This is a genomic window from Streptomyces sp. TSRI0281 (assembly GCF_001905125.1).
GTDB lineage: Bacteria > Actinomycetota > Actinomycetes > Streptomycetales > Streptomycetaceae > Streptomyces.
The window spans coordinates 67,784-86,268 of sequence record NZ_LWLE01000002.1; the positions used below are offsets into that span (position 1 = coordinate 67,784).

Genomic DNA, 18,485 nt, shown 5'->3' on the forward strand with positions numbered 1-18,485 from the left:
ATAAAGTCGATGAGCTTTCATGTGAAGGACCTGTGGGTACCTCGTGAACATGGGGGTCCCTCGTGTTTGCCTGTGCATGAACGAGGACTGTTCGCCGCTGTTCTCGTGACTGAGGGGTTATGGCCAAGCTGTCTCTGCGTGCTGTCCAGAAACTGACATGCAAGAAGCGTGACGCTTGGTGGACGGTGGTGCTGGTCGACCCCGTCGCGACCCGCATGCTCATCGTCATGGCGCGGTTCAACTTCATCACGCCGAACGGCGTCACCTGGGCGGCGCTCTTCGTCGGCCTCGGCTCCGCGGGGTTCTTCCTCAAGGGGGACGGGCTGTCCCTCGCCGTCGGGGCGGCGCTGTACCACCTGAGCTTCATCCTCGACTGCATCGACGGGAAGCTCGCCCGGCTCAAGGGCAACGGCACGGTGTTCGGCGGCTGGCTCGACTACGTCTTCGACCGTATCCGGGTGCTCTTCTGCGCCCTGGCGCTCATGGGCGGGCAGTATCTGCGGACCGATGACGAAAGGTTTCTTCTCGCTGCGCTGATGGTCGTTTTCCTCGACATGCTCCGCTATGTCGACGCTCTTCAGATCTACAAGATGCGCATGTCGATGCGCGCCAAGATCGAGAAGGTCACCAACGAGCAGCGGGAGGCCGAACCCGCCGTCGCGGAAGCCGCGGCAGTCCCGGAAGCCACGGCAGCTCCGGCATCCCCGGTGGCCGGGGCCGAAGCGCCCAAGGTCCAGTTCATGGAGGACCTGCTGCGCGAGAACCCCGAGGCCGACGCCGAACTGCTCAAGGAACAGACCGGCACCGGACCGGTCGTCGACCTCCACGCCCAGTTCCGCCACCGCTTCCCCTGGTACCTGAGGGTCAGAAGGGCGCTGCTGCGCAGCCGCATCAGGCCGCACCTCATCAGCGGCATCGAGTTCCAGATGTTCGTCTTCATCATCGGCCCGCTGATCGGCCACATCCTGATGACCACTCTGGTGTCAGCGGTGCTGATGGGCATCTTCGAGCTGATCATCATGTACAAGTTCTGGCTCTCCACCCGCGACTTCACCGCTGTCATGGCGGGCCTGAACGTGCCGGCCCCGAGCGCGGCCGACGCCATCGCCCCCCATCTCCACCGCGGGCGCCACCGTCACGGCCGGGCGGTGCCGGACCGGACGTTCGCCGACGAGGCGCTGCTGAACCCGCAGCCCGACGACGACCCCGGCTTCCAGCCGTACCCCCAGCCGTATCTCCAGACGTACTCCGATCCCTACCCCCAGACGTACTCCGAGCCTTACCCCCAGGCCCACCCCGAGCCCTACCCCCAGACCTATCCGGCCCCCACGGCGTACGGCGACCGGCCGGCCCACGGGCACGAGTACCAGCAGCCGGGCGAGTGGGTCCACGACCACCAGAGCCGTCACCGGACACAGGTACAGCCGCTGTACGCGGCCCCCCACACCCACCAGCCGCAGCACCACGGTCACCCCGGCGAGTGAGGGAGCTTCGCGTGCGTTACGAACAGGACACCCCTGACGTCTGGGTGACCGTCGTCATCCCCGCCTACAACGCGGCGACGACGATCGGGAAGGCGCTCCAGTCGGCCGTCAACCAGACGTACGAACTGGTCGAGGTGGTCATCGTCGACGACGCCTCGACGGACGACACGCTCGACGTCGTGAAGAGCTTCGCCGGAAACAACAGCCGCGTCCGCGTGCTGCGCAGCCCCACGAACAGCGGTGGCGTCGGCGCGCCCCGCAACCTGGGCATCGCACAGGCCGCCGGCCGGTACATGCTGTTCCTCGACGCCGACGACGAACTTCCGCCCCGCGCCTGCGAGCTGCTGCTGGCCGGAGCGCTGGAGACCGGCAGCGACATCACCGCGGGCAAGGCGGTCCGGGTCAACCGTGCCACCGGCGAGAGCGAGGGCTGGGCCCCGGAGGTGTACGCGATGGCGCGCACCGTGCCCAGCCTCGTGGAGTTCCCGCTGCTGCTGTCCGACCCGATCGCGGCGGCGAAGATGTACCGGGTGGATTTCCTGCGGGACGCCGGTATCCGGTTCCCCGAGGGCGTCTTCTACGAGGACACCTACTTCTCCACCGTCGCGGGCTGCCTGGCGGACGGGATCACCGTCATCACCGACCCGGTGTACCGGTGGATGTGGGAGTCCGAGGGCGGATCGATCACCGGCCGCACCGGAGAGCTGCGCAGCATCACGGACCGGGTCGCCGTGCACCGGGCCACCGACGCGTTCCTCCTCGACCGGGGACTGTGGCAGCTCAAGGTCCGCAAGGACTCGAAGTTCCTCGCGCACGACCTGCGCCTGTACATGCGGGCGCTCGCGGAGGGCGATCCGGAGTTCCAGCAGGGCTTCGCCGAGATCGCGGGCAACTACCTCTTCTCGATCAGCGACGAGGCTTTCGAACTGTGCGACCCGGTCGACCGGGTGCGGGCCTACCTCGTCATGTACCAGGAGATCGAGGCGGCGCTGACGACGCTCGACTACGCACAGCGCAAGAGCGTGCTGTCGTCCTTCCTCGTGGAGGAGGACGGACGGGTGTTCTGGTCGGGGGACCATCTGCACCTGCCGGACGCCCGGCGCATGCTCGATGTGACGGAGCTGGGCCTGTCGCGGGCCAAGCTCTCCCACGAACCGCTCTTCGCCCAGCTCGACGCATGGTCCATGACGGACGCGTCGAAGCTCCGCTTCCGGGGACGGCTGGTCAACCGGTTCGGGCGGATCGAGCGCGGACACGACCTCAAGCTCACCCTCGCCGTACGCAACCGGCACTCCAAGAAGGACATCACGGCACCCGTCCCGGACGTCGAGGCCGATGAGCGGTTCGTCTCCTTCGGCGGCTCGGTCGACCTCGCGGCCATGCTCGGCGAGGAGTTCTCGGACGGCACCGTCTGGAATGTGTCCGTCGTCGTCGAGTGGAACCGTGCCCGGTCCCGGTCGCCCCTCAACGTGCGTGACGTCGACCTCGGCGGGCTCGACTTCGTGTCGTACGGTGAGGAGTTCGAGGGCTACCGCACGGTCAGCGGAAATCTCGCCCTGCGCGGGGCGACGGCCGGACGCCGGACCTTCGAGTCCGCCCAGAACGACCCCGACGCGCCCTGGATGTGGTGGCGCAACCGGCTCCACAGGCCGTTCGCGACCCTTGAGCATCCCTTCGAGATGGCCGTCGTCGTGCCCTGCTACAACGTCGCCGCCTACCTGGACGACTGCCTCGGCTCGATCGCGGCCCAGGAGGGTTTCGCCGCCACGCAGGTCATCCTGGTCGACGACGGGGCGACCGACGATACCCCGCGGATCCTCGACGACTTCGCGCGCCTCTACGCCAACGTGACCGTGGTCCACCAGCCGAACGGCGGGCTCGGAAACGCCCGGAACAACGGTCTCGACCGCGTCACCGCGCCGTACGTCACCTTCCTGGACTCCGACGACATCCTGGGCGAGCAGGCCCTGTCCCTGATGCTCCAGGCCGCGTGGCGGGACGGGTCCGAGGTGGTCATCGGGGATCTGGTGAACTTCCCGGACCGGCCGTACGGCCCGTGGAAGCAGTACTTCGGCACGGGCGACCGCCGTATCGACGACTTCGCCGACGTACCCGACCTGATCTTCAGCGGATCCGCCTGCAACAAGGTCTTCAGCACGGGCCTGCTGCGCCGCCTGGGAGTGCGCTTCGGCGAAGGAGTCCACTTCGAGGACTCCTGGGTGACGCTGCCGAGCATGTTGCGGGCGAACGCCATCAGCATCGTGGACCGGCCGGTCTACTACTACCGCGGGCGCCCCGACGGCTCCTCCATCATGGACTCCCTGTGGAGCAAGCCGGCGAACTACCGCGACCACCTGCGGCTCAACCACTTCCTGCTGGACTACACCGCCACCGAGCGGTCCGACATCAAGCGCATGTTCCAGCGCTACGCGACCCGCACCTACAAGGGCTTCCTGTGCAACGCCCGCAATGTCATGGGCCGCGCACAGCTGGAGGAGATCTTCCCCGGCATCTCCCGGCACTACGCCCAGATCCCCGACGAGGTCATCCTCGAATACGCCACCAACCCCGCGCAGCAGCTCGACCACTACGCGGCCAAGAGCGGCAACTTCGAGCTCTTCCGGGACCCGGCACCGGTACTGGAACAGGCACCCCTGGTGCTGGAGATCGACGACGAGGGCTTCCACCGCAGCTACGCGGGCGGTGCCAGGAACACCCGGGCCGCCCGGGTCAACGACCCCAACGTCGTGGTGGAGTCCGTCCGTACCCGAGGCGATGTCCTGGTCGTGGAGGGCTGTCTGGCCTTCCCCGGGATGGACATCAGCGGCCCGATGGACAACCCGCTGGAGTTCGTCTACCAGACGGCGAACGCCAAGATCAGTGTGCCGCTGCGCCAGGTCGCCCGGCGCGATCTCTGGAACACCCGCAACGGCCGCGACCTGTACGCGGGCTGGTACGCCGAGATACCGCTCGCCGATCTGGTGCGCGGGGGATTCGGCGTCGGCGACTTCCGGCTGCGCGTCCACCGCGTGGACGGGTCGCGCCAGCGCAATGTCGTGATGAAGGCGCGGCTGCCGCTGCACCGGCTCAAGGGGCCGGGGCGGATCGGACGCCACCCCTACATGCTCACCATCGGCGGTCAGGACGCCCTGCACCTGCGGCTGGTCGACCGGAAGGTTCGCCACCGGGCCAGGCACGCCCTGTGGCGGACGTTGCGCGAGATCCGCATCCTCAAGACCCGCAACCCCGGCTGGAGGATGCGGCTGGCGTACTGGCTGACCTACCCGTTCCTCAACTCCCGTGAGATCTGGCTCATCGGCGAGCGGACCGACACGGCGCAGGACAACTCGTACCACTTCTTCAAGTGGATGCGGACCCACCGCAAGCGCCGCAGGGCCTACTACGTCATCGACGGGAAGGCCGCCGACCACGCCAAGGTCGCCCGCTACGGCCGAGTGATCAAGCTGGGTTCGTTCAAGCACCGGATGTACCTGCTGCACGCGACCAAGCTCATCGGCTCGTACGACTCCGAGTCCTATCTGGTGCCCGAGGGCTACCGGAAGGTGCTCTTCCTGCACCGGTTCGGTGAGCTGCTGAAGTACCAGCGGGTGTTCCTCCAGCACGGGATCAGCTACAACGACGTCACCTCCGGCGTGGACCAGCGGATCACCGGCTACGACCTGATCGTGGCCACCGGACGTCAGGAACGCGAGTACCTGGCCCTGGAGGCCGGTTTCGGCGAGCGCGCGGTGCTGGCGGGGCTGCCCCGCTTCGACGCGCTGCGCAGGGAGCCGAGGCAGCGCCCGCGCATTCTGCTCATGCCCACCTGGCGGCAGTGGATCGTGACCGCCTCGTACAAGAAGTCCACCGGGCCCGCCAAGACGGCCTTCACCCAGTCCGAGTACTTCCGTTTCTACCGGTCGCTGCTCTCCGACCGGCGGCTCATCGACGCCCTCGAACGCTTCGGTGTCGACCTGGAGTTCTTCCCCCACTACGAGATCCGGCCCTACCTCCACAACTTCCGGATCGAGGCCGCCGCCATCGAGGTCGCCGACCCGAAGACCCGCAACGTCCAGGAGGCCATGAAGGAGTGCTCCCTCATGGTGACGGACTACTCGTCGGTGTTCTTCGACGTGGCGTACATGGGCATCCCGCTCGTCCACGTCCCCTTCGACGAGGAGGACTTCTACGGACGGCACTACAAGCGGGGCTATTTCACCCTCTCGCAGGACGGCTTCGGGCCGGTCTGCCGCACGGTCGACCAGGCGGTCGACGAGATCATCGCGGCGATGGCCCGGCAGTTCACCGTCGAGAGCCCCTACCGGGAGCGCGCCGAGTACTTCTTCGCGCACCGCGGCGACGGAAACTGTGAACGCGTGTACCGGGCGATCGACGCCCTGGGGGACGCGAACGCCGCCGACCTCGGTCCTTCGGGGCCGGTCGGAGTCCTGTCGGCACCGGACCCGCGGCAGGACCGGGAGCCGGGCCCGCTGCCCACCGCCGACGGAATGGACCTTTACGGGGCGAGCCCCAGGGAGCGGGACGGAGGCTGGGAGCGTGCTGTCTGAGGGGGAATTGGGCACACCGCGGCCTCCCAGGTTCTTCCTGGCGGGCGACTCGGCGGCGGCGGCCCGGGAAGCGAGCAGGGCGCCCGTGACCGGCTGGGGCCAGGTACTCCACCTCTTCATCAGCCCGGAGGTGGAGATCGTCAACTGCTCCCGGGCGGGTGCGAGCGCCCGTACGTTCACCGAGCGCGGTCGTCTCGACTGGATTCTGGCGAACATCGGGGCCGGGGACTACCTGCTCACCTCCTTCGGGATCAATGACGCGAAGCCGCAGGAGTGGCTCCGCACGGAGGCGTACGGGGACTTCCCTCGGCACCTGAGGAAGTTCGTGGACGGCGCCCGCGAGCGCAACGCCCATCCGGTTCTGATCAGCCCGCCCGAAGGCGACACCCACGACGCGCACGGCAATCTGCCGAGAAGCATCACGGAGTATCCGATGGCGATGCGCGACCTCGCCGTCGAATGCAGCGTTCCCTACGTCGACCTCTACGACCGGACGCACCGGTGGTGGAGCGAGCTGGGGCCGGAGGGCGTACGCCCCTTCTTCGTCCATCTGGAGCCGCGGGAACACCCCAACTATCCCGAGGGCTTTCACGATCCGGGACATCTGATGCCGGCCGGCGCCCTCGCGTGCGCGCGCTACGTCGTCCACACGCTGGTGGCCGAGCAGATCATTCCGTCCCACTGGGCCGTCAACCTCGACCGCCCCGAATTCCCGCCGGAGTGGGTGACCTGGCTCGACGACGCGTCACATCGCGAGCTGACGAGGGCGCGCACGCTGGGCCCGGGCCGGGGGGCGGACAGATCATGACGACCTTCACCCTGGCCACCCTGCGCAGTGTCCAGCAGGACGATCCGTCGATCGTCTGCGGGCTGGAACTCCGCGCCGACCGGGACCCCGGTGAACCGGTCCGGCCGGGCGAACGCATCGCGTGCGAGTGGATCCTCACCCCGCAGGGCGACGGAACCCGCTACTACGGCTATCTCATGGCCGACTCGTTCGCGCGGGTCGCCGTGATGGAGAGCATGGCGGGCATGAGCCTGCTGCCCTCCGGAGACCGGTACGCGACCTCGACCGGACCCGGTGTCGAGCGGGTGGCGAAGTTCACGCTGCGGGTGAACGGCCACGCGTCCCCCGACGCCTTCCTCGTCCCGGTGCTGAGGGCCGGAATCATCGCCGACGGCGGCAAGGGCCTCACCTCGACGACCTTCTCGCTGAAGGACCTCGGCTACCGGATCGCCCCGGTGCCGCCGCAGGGACGGGCCCTGGTGCTGCCGCCGGGCCACCGCGGTGTCCTCAAGGACCTTACGGACGGACTGGGCGAGGACGTGCGCCTGGTCGGCGTCGGCCCCGCCAGATACGGGCTGACCGGTGTCGAACCGGACGGCACGGTGACGTACGACCCGTTCCGGGACCACCTCGGGTACGACTGGTTCGACTATGTGCTGGAGGCCGGTCCCGGCCACCTGGCGACGGGCCGTGTGACGGTCCACGTCGGCGAGCCCGGCGCCCCGCGCGGGGTGCTGCGGCAGGGGACACCGGGAGGGTGAGACCGCGGTACGCACGGTTGTCACGGTGGTGCGCGGTGCTGCTGGCGGCCACCACTGCGCTCTCCGGCTGCTCGGGCGGTGACGCGGCCCGGCCCGGCCGGTCACCGGTTCCCGGCCCGGCGGCCGGAGTCTGCGAACAGGACGCGCCGTGCGGGGTGACCATCGGACGTACGACCCACCGGCTGGCGGACGGACGCCAGGTCCACGTCACCGCACTCACGGTCGCCCCCACCGCGCACGTCACTGTGGGACCGGTCGTCGCCCACCGTCTGACGACCACGGAGACCGTCGGCCGGATGGCGCGCCGGGCGGGCGCCGTCGCCGCGGTGAACGGTTCCTTCTTCGATACCCCGGCGTCCCCCGCCTTCAGCGGCTACGCGGGCGATCCGCTCGGCATCAGGGTGGTCGACGGCGAGCTGCTGAGCGAGGCGGCCGACGGCCGCACCGCGCTGATCCTCCCCGGTCAGGGGGGCGGCCGGGCCCGCGTCGACGAGGTGCGTTCCGCCCTCACGCTGTCGGCGGCCGACGGGGCGACGCGTGAACTGGACGGGGTCAACCGGGTACCGGGAAGGATCGTCGGCTGCGGCGGGACAGGTGGCGACCGGTCGGCCGCCACCGGCCTCCCCGAGTCACGGCCCCGCCACAACCAGCTGTGTGTCGACGACAGCGAAGTCGTCGCGTTCACCCCGCGCTGGGGGGAACGCACGCCGCCCGGTGGGCCGGGCAGCACGGAAGCGGTACTGACGGCGGACGGGCGGGTGAGCGAAGTGCGCAGCCCCGCGGGGGGAGCCATACCCCGTGACGGCTCCACGCTGGCGGGAGTGGGAGCGGGCGCCGACTGGCTGCGGGCACACGTCGGCACCGGAGAGCGGATCGCCGGGCGGACGGCGGTGACGGACCGGACGGGGCGCGACATCCTCGCGCCCGGCGTGTCCGTGATGGGCGCCGGCCCCGCCCTGCTGCGTGGCGGAGCGGTCCGGATCAACGCCGCCGCCAACGGAGTGAGCGCGGCCTCCGCCGACGCGCGACACCCTCGTACGGTCGCCGGGGTGAAGGCCGACGGGACCCTGCTCCTTGTGGTGTTCGACGGACGCAGCGCCCGGAGCGCTGGTGTCACGCTGCGTGAAGCGGCGGAGATCCTGCGGGAACTCGGGGCGGTGGAGGGGCTGAACCTCGACGGCGGCGGCTCCAGCACGATGGTGGTCGGCGGCGAGGTGGTCAACCGCCCCTCCGAGTCGGGCGCGCCCGGCGGGCGGCGGCAGCGGAAGGTCGCCGACGCGATCGCCGTCATCCCCCGGAGCTGAGCCGACCGGCCGGAAGCGGCCGCGATGAGGCCGGGAGACGCGCAGTCGGCCGGGGGGAAGACGGGAGCGGGTCGAAGGCGAGCGGCCGGGGAGACGCGAGCGGGGCCAAGGCGGGCGGGCGGGGCCAAGGCGGGAGCGGGTCGAAGGCGAGCGGCCGGGGAAGATGGGGGCGCGGTCAAGGCGAGCGGCCGGGGAGACGTGAGCGGGCCGCACCGGATCTCTCCCGTGCGGCCCGCCCTGCCCGTTCCCCAGGTGTTACGCCGGGACGCTCGCCACGCCCGGTGCCAGGAACTTCTCGCCGTTCACCCGCTCCGAGACGCCCGCCCGGTCCAGGTACGGCGTGATGCCGCCCAGGTGGAAGGGCCAGCCCGCGCCGGTGATCAGGCAGAGGTCGATGTCCTGGGCCTCGGCGACGACGCCCTCGTCCAGCATCAGGCCGATCTCCTGCGCCACCGCGTCCAGGACGCGGTCACGGGTCTGCTCCTCGGACAGGACGACATCGCCCTGCTTCAGGAGGGCGGCGACCTCCGGGTCCAGCTCCGGCTTTCCGGAGTCGTACACGTAGAAGCCCCGCTTGCCCGCCTTGACCACGGCGGCCAGGTTCCCGGAGACCGTGAAGCGCTCCGGGAAGGCGCGGTTCAGGGTCTCGGAGACATGCAGGCCGATGGCCGGGCCGACCAGCTCCAGGAGCACCAGCGGGGACATCGGCAGGCCGAGCGGCTCGACGGCCTTCTCGGCGACCTCGACCGGGGTGCCCTCGTCGATGACGTTCTGGATCTCGCCCATGAAGCGGGTGAGGATGCGGTTGACGACGAACGCCGGGGCGTCCTTCACCAGGACCGCGGTCTTCTTCAGCTTGCGGGCCACACCGAACGCCGTGGCCAGCGCCGCGTCGTCGGTCCGCTCACCGCGGACGATCTCCAGCAGCGGCAGGATCGCGACCGGGTTGAAGAAGTGGAAGCCGACGACCCGCTCGGGGTGCTTCAGCTTCGACGCCATCTCCGTCACCGACAGCGAGGAGGTGTTGGTGGCGAGGATCGCGTGCGCCGGGGCGACCGCCTCGACCTCCGCGAACACCTGCTGCTTGACACCGATCTCCTCGAAGACGGCCTCGATGATGAAGTCGGCGTCGGAGAAGCCCTCGGCCTTGTCCAGCACGCCGGAGACCAGGCCCTTGTAGCGGTTGGCCTTGTCCTGGTTGATACGGCCCTTGCCGAGCAGCTTGTCGATCTCGGCGTGGACATAGCCCACACCCTTGTCGACGCGCGCCTGGTCGATGTCCGTGAGGACGACCGGGACCTCCAGGCGGCGCAGGAACAGCAGGGCGAGCTGCGAGGCCATCAGACCCGCGCCCACGACGCCGACCTTGGTGACCGGGCGGGCCAGCGACTTGTCCGGAGCACCGGCCGGGCGCTTGGCGCGCTTCTGGACCAGGTTGAAGGCGTAGATCCCGGAGCGCAGCTCGCCGCCCATGATCAGGTCCGCGAGGGCCTGGTCCTCGGCGTCGAAACCGGCGCTCAGGTCGCCGTCCTTGGCTGCGGCGATGATCTCCAGCGCGCGGTACGCGGCCGGGGCGGCGCCGTGCACCTTGGAGTCGGCGATCGCCTTGCCACGGGCCACGGCCTGGTCCCAGGCGTCCCCCCGGTCGACGTCGGGGCGCTCCACCGTGACCGTGCCGTTGAGCACGTCGGCGGTCCAGATCAGCGACTGCTCCAGGAAGTCCGCACCCTCGAAGAGCGCGTCGGCGATCCCGAGCTCGAAGACCTGCTTGCCCTTGAGCTGACGGTTCTGGTTCAGCGAGTTCTCGATGATCACCGAGACCGCGCGGTCGGCGCCGATCAGGTTCGGCAGCAGCGCGCAGCCGCCCCAGCCGGGCACCAGACCGAGGAAGACCTCGGGCAGCGAGAAGGCCGGGAGCGCCTGGGAGACCGTGCGGTACGAGCAGTGCAGACCGACCTCGACACCGCCGCCCATCGCCGCGCCGTTGTAGTACGCGAACGTCGGGACCGCGAGGGAGGAGAGCCGGCGGAAGACGTCGTGACCGCCCTTGCCGATGGCCAGCGCGTCCTCGTGACGGCCCAGCAGCTCGACCCCCTTGAGGTCGGCGCCGACGGCGAAGATGAACGGCTTGCCGGTGATGCCGATACCGGTGATCGCGCCCTCGGCGGCCTCCTTCTCGACCTGGTCGACGGCAGCGTCCAGATTCGCCAGCGACTGCGGTCCGAAGGTGGTCGGCTTGGTGTGGTCCAGGCCGTTGTCCAGCGTGATCAGCGCGAACCTGCCCGCCCCGGCGGGGAGGTCGAGGTGGCGTACGTGCGCCTGCGTGACGACTTCACCGGGGAACAGCTCGGCCGCACCCTTCAGAAGCTCGGTGGTGGAGCTCACTTGCTGCCTCCGGCTGCGTTCTCGAAGTGGGGGTTCTCCCAGACGACCGTGGCGCCCATGCCGAAGCCGACGCACATGGTGGTCAGGCCGTAGCGGACCTCCGGCTGCTCCTCGAACTGGCGGGCCAGCTGCGTCATCAGACGCACACCCGAGGAGGCGAGCGGGTGACCGTAGGCGATGGCGCCGCCGTACTGGTTGACGCGCGCGTCGTCGTCGGCGATGCCGTAGTGCTCCAGGAAGGCGAGCACCTGCACGGCGAACGCCTCGTTGATCTCGAACAGGCCGATGTCGTCGATCGACAGACCGGCCTTGGCCAGCGCCTTCTCGGTCGCCGGGATCGGGCCGTAGCCCATGACCTCCGGCTCGACGCCCACGAAGGCGTACGACACCAGGCGCATCTTTACCGGGAGGCCCAGCTCACGGGCGACGTCCTCGGCGGCGAGCAGCGAGGCGGTGGCGCCGTCGTTGAGCCCTGCGGCGTTACCGGCCGTCACGCGGCCATGGGCGCGGAACGGGGTCTTCAGACCGGCCAGGGACTCCATCGTGGTGCCCGGACGCATCGGCTCGTCGGCGGTGACCAGGCCCCAGCCCGTCTCGCCCGCCTCGGCGTTCGTGCGGCGCACGGAGACCGGCACCAGGTCCTGCTGGATCTTGCCGTTGGCGTACGCCTTGGCGGCCTTCTCCTGCGAGCGCACCGCGTACTCGTCGGCGCGCTGCTTGGTGATCGTGGGGTACCGGTCGTGCAGGTTCTCCGCGGTCATGCCCATGAACAGGGCGGACTCGTCGACCAGCTTCTCCGATACGAAGCGCGGGTTCGGGTCCACGCCCTCGCCCATCGGGTGGCGGCCCATGTGCTCGACACCACCGGCGACCACGACGTCGTACGCGCCGAAGGCGATGGAGCCGGCCGTCGAGGTGACGGCGGTCAGGGCGCCCGCGCACATGCGGTCGATCGAGTAGCCGGGGACGGACTGCGGCAGCCCGGCCAGGATTCCGGCGGTCCGGCCCAGCGTCAGGCCCTGGTCGCCGATCTGCGTGGTCGCGGCGATGGCGACCTCGTCGATCCTGGCGGGGTCCAGGTCCGGGTTGCGGCGCAGCAGCTCCCGGATGGCCTTCACGACGAGATCATCGGCGCGGGTCTCGTGGTAGATGCCCTTCGGGCCCGCTTTGCCGAACGGGGTGCGGACGCCGTCGACGAAGACGACGTCCCGGATGGTACGAGGCACGGTGGCTCTCCTCCAGGGTGCGGGGTGGCACTGCTGCGGGGCGCGCCCACAAGCGCGCCGCCTGCCCTCATGCTACTTGCGGGTAACCAGACTGCCCACCCCCCGGGGCCGGAGCGTCGAAGGTCACACCGGTCCGGCGCACGGCACACGGGCGCGGGAGCCCCGTCGGCGGAGAGCGGGAGCGCGTGCAACCTGGCGTGAATTCGCCCCTCGGTGATGAGCATTCCGGCCGCGGATCCGTGGTCCGCGCCCCCCTCAGGGCTGTCCCGCCCGGAGGCCGCCCTCCCGAGCCGGCCCTCGCACCCACCGAACACAGCACCCCCGGCCGGGGGCCGGGGGTGCTGTGGAGAAAGGTTCGGGCGAGGGGGTCAGACGCCGGCGTCCAGCGCCCGGAGCAGGATCGGGCCCACCTGCTCGATCTGCCAGTGCCGCGCTCCGTACCCGGCGAGCGCGTCCTCGACGGCGCCCGGGGTGTGGCTCTTGGGCGGCTCCCAGCACACCCGGCGCACGGTGTCCGGGGTGATCAGATTCTCCTGCGGCATGTGCAGCCGCTCCGCCAGCTCCGACACCGCGGCACGGGCGGCCGAGAGCCGGGCGGCGGCCTCCGGGTCCTTGTCCGCCCAGGAGCGCGGCGGCGGCGGCCCGGCCACCTGCTGGCCGGGCTGCGGCAGCTCGGGGTCCGGCAGGGCCTTGGCCCGGTCCACGGCCGCCTGCCACTGCTCCAGCTGCCGACGGCCCATGCGGTGGCCGAATCCGGGCAGTGCGGTCAGGGCCTGCACGGTGGCCGGCAGCGCCAGGGCCGCTTCGACGATCGCACCGTCGCCGAGCACCTTGCCGGGCGAGATGTCACGGCGCTGGGCGACCTGGTCGCGGGTGTTCCACAGCTCCCGTACGACCGCCATCTGTCGGCGGCGGCGGACCTTGTGCATGCCCGACGTGCGGCGCCAGGGGTCCTTGCGCGGGGGAGCGGGCGGCGCCGAGGCGATCGCGTCGAACTCCTCCCGGGCCCACTCCAGCTTGCCCTGGCGGTCCAGCTCCTCCTCCAGGGCGTCACGCAGGTCGATCAGCAGCTCGACGTCGAGGGCGGCGTAGCGCAGCCAGGGGTCGGGCAGTGGGCGGGTGGACCAGTCGACCGCGGAGTGGCCCTTCTCCAGCGCGAAACCCAGCACGCTCTCGACCATCGCGCCGAGGCCGACACGGGGGAAGCCCGCGAGCCGTCCGGCGAGCTCCGTGTCGAAGAGCCCGGTGGGGATCATGCCTATTTCCCGCAGACAGGGCAGGTCCTGGGTGGCGGCGTGCAGAATCCACTCGCTGTCGGTCAGGGCCTCGCCCAGGGCCGTCAGGTCCGGACAGCCGACCGGGTCGATCAGCGCACTGCCCGCGCCCGCCCGGCGCAGCTGGACGAGATAGGCGCGCTGGCCGTAGCGGTAGCCGGAGGCGCGCTCGGCATCGACGGCCACGGGGCCGGTGCCCGCGGCGAAGGCCGCGACCACCTCGGCGAGGTCGTCGTCGGACGCCACCACCGGGGGGATGCCCTCGCGAGGTTCGAGCAAGGGGATCGGCGCCGGGGCGACGTCGTCCGGGGGGGCGCCCCCGGTGGTTCGCAGTGAAGTGTCTGCTGCGGTCTCTTGGGCGTCGGTCACCTGTCAAGGGTATCTGTGTATGCGCGGCGCCCGTCGACGGAACCTTCCGTCGACGGGCGCCGATGCACGTATTCCAGCCGAGGGCGCATCTGTGCACGTCCCGGCGGGCGAGGGGTCAGTGGATGATGCCCGTTCGCAGGGCGACGGCGACCATTCCTGCGCGGTCTCCGGTGCCGAGCTTGCGGGCGATGCGGGCGAGGTGGGATTTGACGGTGAGGGCGGAGAGGCCCATCGAGACGCCGATGGCCTTGTTGGACTGGCCTTCGGCGACCAGGCGGAGCACCTCCACCTCGCGGCCGGACAGTTCGCGGTAGCCGCCCGGGTGGCTCGGGGAGCCGGGGGGCCGGCGGTGCATACGGGCGGCATTGGCGCCGATCGGGGCGACGCCGGGGCGGGTGGGGTGGCCGATGTTGGTGCGCGTACCGGTGACGACGTAGCCCTTCACGCCGCCCGCGAGGGCGTTGCGAACGGCGCCGATGTCATCGGCCGCGGAGAGGGCGAGACCGTTGGGCCAGCCTGCGGCCCGGGTCTCGGAGAGCAGGGTCAGCCCGGAACCGTCGGGCAGGTGGACGTCGGCAACGCAGATGTCGCGCGGGTTGCCGACGCGGGGGCGTGCCTCCGCGATGGACGACGCCTCGATGACGTCACGTACTCCGAGTGCCCACAGATGGCGGGTGACGGTGGAACGGACGCGCGGGTCGGCCACGACGACCATGGCCGTCGGCTTGTTCGGGCGGTAGGCGACCAGGCTTGCGGGCTGCTCGAGGAGAACGGACACCAGGCCTCCTGGGGAGTGGCGGGACGGGCCGGCTCGGGGATGAAGCCGGGGCGAACCGTGCTTGAAGGGTCATTGACCTCTTCGGCAGCAGACCCGTCCTCCTTTAGAGGAAGATCACGATTTGGTGAGTAACAATTCGGGCAAATAGGACATGCGATCGATTGTACGAAAAGAGAGTCGGTAAATGAACGAACTCATGTGACAGAGCGTCACGGAATCTGGGGTCCGCGGCGCTGCGGCAGCGTCACCACCGCCGCGTCCGCCGTGCCCGAGGGCGGCAGGCCCGCGATCTGACAGAGCAGATCGCCCCACGCCATCAGGTGTGCCCCCGCGTCCGGGACTCCGCCCCGGCCTTCGCGCGGCGTCCACGACGCCCTGATCTCGATCTGCGTCGCGGGACGGCGCGTGGCCAGCGCACCGAAGTAGTGCGATCCGGCGCGCGTCACGGTTCCGCCCGCCTCGCCGTACGACAGCCCGCGCGCCTCCAGCGCACCCGTCAGCCAGGACCAGCACACCTCGGGCAGCAGCGGATCGGCCGCCATCTCCGGCTCCAGCTCCGCCCGCACGAGCGTCACCAGCCGGAACGTGCCCTGCCAGGCGTCGTGCCCCGACGGATCGTGCAGCAGCACCAGACGGCCGTCGGCGAGATCGTCCTCGCCGTCGACGACCGCCGCCTCCAGCGCGTACGCGTGCGGGGCCAGCCGCTGGGGCGGCCGGGTCGGCTCCACCTCCAGCTCTGGGCGGAGCCGCGCGGAGCGCAGTGCGTCGACGGCCGACAGGAACGCGGGCGGGACGGAACTACCGTCCGCACTGTCCTTGCTGTCAGCGCCATCGGATTGATCGGAGAACTGTCCCTGAGCCGGAGCCATGCCGGGAAGAGTAGGCGGAACCGGAGCCCGGCGCAGGGAGGGACACCCGTGCGGGGCCGGGCTCCTTCCGCGTGCGTGCGAAGATTCTGTGTGTGAGCGCCAACGACCGCCCTTCGGGCCAGCAGACGAAGACCTCCGCCACCCATGAGTCGGCCTTCCTCAAGGCGTGCCGGCGCGAGCCCGTGCCGCACACGCCGGTCTGGTTCATGCGTCAGGCGGGCCGCTCGCTGCCCGAGTACCTGAAGGTCCGTGAGGGCATCGCGATGCTCGACTCCTGCATGATGCCGGAGCTGGTCACCGAGATCACGCTGCAGCCCGTGCGCCGCCACAAGGTCGACGCCGCGATCTACTTCAGCGACATCGTCGTCCCGCTCAAGGCCATCGGCATCGACCTCGACATCAAGCCCGGCGTCGGCCCGGTCATCGCCGAGCCGATCCGCACCCGCGCCGACCTCGCCCGGCTGCGCGACCTCACCCCCGAGGACGTCCCGTACGTCACCGAGGCCATCGGGATGCTCACCGCCGAGCTCGGTGCCACCCCGCTCATCGGCTTCGCCGGGGCGCCGTTCACGCTCGCCAGCTATCTGGTCGAGGGCGGCCCGTCCCGCAACCACGAGCGCACCAAGGCCATGATGTACGGCGACCCGCAGCTCTGGGCCGATCTGCTCGACCGGCTCGCGGAGATCACCGGCGCCTTCCTGGAGGTCCAGATCCGGGCGGGTGCCTCGGCGGTCCAGCTCTTCGACTCCTGGGTGGGCGCCCTGGCCCCCGCCGACTACCGCCGCTCGGTGCTGCCCGCCTCGGCGAAGGTCTTCGACGCGATCGCCCCGCACGGCGTCCCGCGCATCCACTTCGGCGTCGGCACCGGCGAACTGCTCGGCCTGATGGGCGAGGCGGGCGCGGATGTCGTCGGCGTCGACTGGCGGGTCCCGCTGGACGAGGCCGCACGCCGCGTCGGTCCGGGCAAGGCGCTCCAGGGCAACCTCGACCCGGCGGTGCTGTTCGCGCCGACCCCCGCGGTGGAGGAGAAGACCCGCGAGGTGCTCGACGCGGCCGCGGGCCTGGAGGGCCACATCTTCAACCTGGGCCACGGTGTGATGCCGTCGATGGACCCGGACGCGCTGACCCGGCTCGTGGAGTACGTCCACACGCAGACCGCCCGGTAGGACCTTCCCCGGCGCCCCGGGGCCCTCGGGAAGGCCCCTGGGCGCCCCTTCGTCGCGCGGGCGGGGCCCGGCGGACGGTGTAAGCGCGGCACGCCGAGCCCGCCCGTCCCGCGTCCCTCAGGCGGTCCCCGCCGCACGCACCGCCGCGCTCGCCTTGCGGGCGGCCACCAGGATCGGGTCCCAGACCGGGGAGAACGGCGGGGCGTACCCCAGGTCGAGCGCCGTCATCTGATCGACCGTCATTCCGGCCGTCAGCGCCACCGCCGCGATGTCCACGCGCTTGGCCGCCCCGTCCCGGCCCACGATCTGCACGCCGAGCAGCCGGCCCGTGCGGTACTCCGCGAGCATCTTCACCGTCATCGGCCTCGCCCCCGGGTAGTAGCCCGCCCGGCCCGTCGACTCGATCGTCGCCGTGACGTACCGCAGGCCCACCGCCTTCGCGTCCTTCTCGCGCAGCCCGGTCCTGGCGATCTCCAGATCGCAGACCTTGCTCACCGCCGTACCGACCACGCCCGGGAACGTCCCGTAGCCGCCGCCGACGTTGGACCCGATGATCTGACCGTGCTTGTTGGCATGGGTGCCCAGCGCGATATGACGGGTGCGGCCCGCCACCAGGTCCAGGACCTCCACACAGTCGCCGCCCGCCCAGATGCTGTCGTGACCCACGACCCGCATCGACAGGTCCGTCAGCAGACCGCCGTGCGGGCCGAGCGGCAGGCCCGCGGCCCCGGCCAGCGCGGTTTCCGGCGCGACACCGATGCCGAGCACCACCACATCCGCCGGGTAGGTCTCCGCGTCCGTCGCCACCGCGCTCACCCGGCCGTCCGGACCCGTGAGGATCTTGGTGACCGCCGCCCCGTTGACCGTCGTGATGCCCAGACCGTCCATCGCGTCATGGACGAGCGCGCCCATGTCCGGGTCGAGCGTCGCCATCGGCTGCTCGCCCCGGTTGAGCACCGTGACCTCGAAGCCGCGGTTCAGCATCGCCTCCGCCATCTCGACGCCGATGTACCCCGCGCCCACGACGACCGCGCGCCGTCCGGTGGCCCGGTCCAGGGAGTCCAGGAGTGCCTGGCCGTCGTCCAGGGTCTGCACCCCGTGGACTCCGGCCGCGTCCATGCCGGGCAGCGCCGGGCGCACCGGCCGGGCCCCGGTGGCGATCACCAGCTTGTCGAAGCCCGTCCAGTACGTCTCGCCGCTCTCCAGGTCCCGCGCCCGCACCCGCTCGCGGGCGATGTCGATCTCCGTCACCTCGGTGCGCATCCGCAGATCGATGGCGCGTTCCCGGTGTTCCTCGGGGGTGCGCGCGATCAGGTCGTCGCGCTGCTCCACGTCGCCGCCGACCCAGTACGGGATGCCGCAGGCGGAGTACGAGGTGAAGTGGCCGCGCTCGAAGGCGACGATGCTCAGTTCGTCCGGCCCCTTGAGCCTGCGGGCCTGCGACGCGGCGGACATGCCCGCCGCGTCGCCGCCGATGACCACTAGTCGCGTCGCTGTCATGCCGGGTCCCTTCA

12 protein-coding genes are annotated in these 18,485 nt (G+C 70.7%); 6 read left to right on the plus strand and 6 right to left on the minus strand.

All coding sequences use genetic code 11. The features are described from left to right. Positions 1-119: 119 nt before the first annotated feature. Genes A6A29_RS06930 through A6A29_RS06950 form a run of 5 tightly spaced genes read left to right on the plus strand, consistent with a single transcriptional unit; the run spans position 120 to position 8,904 of the window. The gene (locus A6A29_RS06930; protein WP_073719090.1) at positions 120-1,484 is read left to right on the plus strand and encodes a CDP-alcohol phosphatidyltransferase family protein; all 1,365 of its coding nucleotides are present in this window, start codon (positions 120-122) and stop codon (positions 1,482-1,484) included. 11 nt (positions 1,485-1,495) lie between these two features. After that, complete coding sequence (locus A6A29_RS47470; protein WP_073719091.1) at positions 1,496-6,052, plus strand: bifunctional glycosyltransferase/CDP-glycerol:glycerophosphate glycerophosphotransferase; 4,557 nt, start codon at positions 1,496-1,498, stop codon at positions 6,050-6,052. Beyond that, positions 6,042-6,860 (plus strand): GDSL-type esterase/lipase family protein, encoded by an 819-nt coding sequence (locus tag A6A29_RS06940; protein WP_073719092.1) that lies wholly within the window; start codon positions 6,042-6,044, stop codon positions 6,858-6,860. Before A6A29_RS47470 ends, A6A29_RS06940 begins: the two co-directional genes overlap by 11 nt. Then, the gene (locus tag A6A29_RS06945) at positions 6,857-7,600 is read left to right on the plus strand and encodes a hypothetical protein (protein WP_073719093.1); all 744 of its coding nucleotides are present in this window, start codon (positions 6,857-6,859) and stop codon (positions 7,598-7,600) included. The genes A6A29_RS06940 and A6A29_RS06945 overlap by 4 nt, the downstream gene beginning before the upstream one ends. A gap of 35 nt (positions 7,601-7,635) precedes the next feature. After that, positions 7,636-8,904, plus strand: a complete 1,269-nt coding sequence (locus A6A29_RS06950) for a phosphodiester glycosidase family protein (RefSeq protein ID WP_241838365.1) — start codon at positions 7,636-7,638, stop codon at positions 8,902-8,904. Between the two features lie 255 nt (positions 8,905-9,159). On the opposite strand, the gene A6A29_RS06955 is transcribed toward A6A29_RS06950, so the two are convergent. The 5 genes from A6A29_RS06955 to A6A29_RS06975 form a co-directional block, all read right to left on the minus strand. Next, positions 9,160-11,289 carry a 3-hydroxyacyl-CoA dehydrogenase NAD-binding domain-containing protein gene (locus tag A6A29_RS06955; RefSeq protein ID WP_073719094.1) on the minus strand — a complete coding sequence of 710 codons (2,130 nt, stop codon included), beginning with the start codon at positions 11,287-11,289 and terminating at the stop codon, positions 9,160-9,162. Beyond that, on the minus strand, positions 11,286-12,515 hold the full coding sequence (locus A6A29_RS06960; protein WP_073719095.1) for a thiolase family protein: 1,230 nt from the start codon (positions 12,513-12,515) through the stop codon (positions 11,286-11,288). The genes A6A29_RS06955 and A6A29_RS06960 overlap by 4 nt, the downstream gene beginning before the upstream one ends. Positions 12,516-12,883: 368 nt before the next feature. Beyond that, positions 12,884-14,158 carry a ribonuclease D gene (locus A6A29_RS06965; RefSeq protein WP_073719096.1) on the minus strand — a complete coding sequence of 425 codons (1,275 nt, stop codon included), beginning with the start codon at positions 14,156-14,158 and terminating at the stop codon, positions 12,884-12,886. 115 nt (positions 14,159-14,273) lie between these two features. Further along, complete coding sequence (locus tag A6A29_RS06970) at positions 14,274-14,936, minus strand: helix-turn-helix transcriptional regulator (RefSeq protein WP_033300087.1); 663 nt, start codon at positions 14,934-14,936, stop codon at positions 14,274-14,276. 209 nt (positions 14,937-15,145) lie between these two features. Then, entirely contained in the window at positions 15,146-15,805 is a 660-nt protein-coding gene (locus A6A29_RS06975; RefSeq protein WP_073719097.1) for a DUF3000 domain-containing protein, read from the minus strand. Between the two features lie 92 nt (positions 15,806-15,897). Here A6A29_RS06975 and hemE point away from each other — a divergent pair, with 92 nt between their 5' ends. Further along, positions 15,898-16,971 carry a uroporphyrinogen decarboxylase gene (gene hemE, locus A6A29_RS06980; protein ID WP_073719340.1) on the plus strand — a complete coding sequence of 358 codons (1,074 nt, stop codon included), beginning with the start codon at positions 15,898-15,900 and terminating at the stop codon, positions 16,969-16,971. Between the two features lie 117 nt (positions 16,972-17,088). Here hemE and A6A29_RS06985 read toward each other — a convergent pair whose 3' ends face one another. Next, complete coding sequence (locus A6A29_RS06985; protein WP_073719098.1) at positions 17,089-18,471, minus strand: FAD-dependent oxidoreductase; 1,383 nt, start codon at positions 18,469-18,471, stop codon at positions 17,089-17,091. Positions 18,472-18,485 lie beyond the last annotated feature (14 nt).